Source organism: Streptomyces sp. M-16, assembly GCF_052114405.1.
Lineage (GTDB): Bacteria > Actinomycetota > Actinomycetes > Streptomycetales > Streptomycetaceae > Streptomyces.
In genome coordinates this window covers 1-1,292 of record NZ_JBFRER010000294.1, presented here as the reverse complement: position 1 = coordinate 1,292, position 1,292 = coordinate 1, and the positions used below count along the sequence as shown (strand labels likewise).

At 71.8% G+C, this 1,292-nt stretch carries 1 protein-coding gene; it reads left to right on the top strand.

Annotated features, from left to right (window positions below):
• The coding region (locus AB4039_RS42185) for an acyltransferase domain-containing protein (protein ID WP_442273301.1) at nucleotides 1-1,292 on the top strand (1,292 nt) is incomplete at both ends.

Below are 1,292 nucleotides of genomic sequence, written 5' to 3'. Positions count from 1 at the left end.
GGTTCGCTGAAGTCGAACATCGGGCACACCCAGGCCGCCGCCGGTGTGGCGGGTGTGATCAAGATGGTCGAGGCGATGCGGCACGGCGTCCTGCCCAGGACCCTGCACGCCGACGAGCCCTCGCCGCACGTCGACTGGTCGGCGGGCGCGGTCAAGCTGCTCACCGAACCGGTGGAATGGGCGGAGCACGGGCGTCCGCGACGGGCGGGCGTGTCCTCCTTCGGCGTCAGCGGCACCAACGCACACGTCGTACTGGAACACGTGCCTAGCACGGAGCAGGCTGAGGACGCCGAGGACGCAGCGGCGCCGGGCGCCGTCCCGTGGGTGCTCTCCGCCAAGGACGAGGTGTCCCTGCGCGCCCAGGCCCAGCGCCTCGTTGCCCACCTCGACGCACACCCGGCCCTTGGTGTCGCCGAGGTCGGACGGTCGCTCGCCACGTCGCGTACGGCGATGGAACTGCGCGCGGCGGTCGTCGGCACCCGGCGCGAGGAACTGCTGGAGGGCTTGACGGCTCTTGCCGCCGGTCGACCGGCAGCCGGGGTCGTACAGGGCGAACGGGAGCCCGGGACGGCCGCCGACGGGAGCCGTACGGCGTTCCTGTTCTCGGGGCAGGGGAGTCAGCGGCTGGGGATGGGGCGTGATCTGTACGAGGCCTTCCCGGTGTTCGCGGACGCCTTCGACGCGGTGTGTGCCCATGTGGACCAGCACCTCGAACGTCCTCTGGTGGGCGTGGTGTTCGGCGAGGACGCGGAGCTCCTCGACCGGACGGGTTACGCGCAGCCGGCGTTGTTCGCGGTCGAGGTGGCCCTGTTCCGGCTGGTGGAGTCCTGGGGTGTCCGTCCGGATCTTCTGGCGGGTCATTCGGTGGGTGAGTTGGCGGCCGCGCATGTGGCGGGTGTGTTCTCCCTCGACGACGCGGCGGCTCTGGTGGCTGCGCGCGGCCGGCTGATGCAGGCGCTCCCGGCCGGGGGTGTGATGGTGGCGGTGCAGGCCTCGGAGGAGGAGGTACGGGACCTGCTGGCCGGGTTTGAGGACCGTGCGGGTATCGCCGCGGTCAACGGGCCCTCGTCCGTGGTGGTTTCGGGAGCCGAGGACGCTGTCGCCGCGGTCGTCGACCGTCTCGCGGCCGACGGCCGCAAGACGAAGGCGCTCTCCGTCTCGCACGCCTTCCACTCGCCCCTCATGGACCCGATGCTCGACGACTTCCGGGCCGTCGTGGACGGTGTTTCCTTCGGAGCGCCGCGCGTTCCGGTCGTCTCGGCCCTGACGGGCCGGACGGTGTCGGCGGAGGA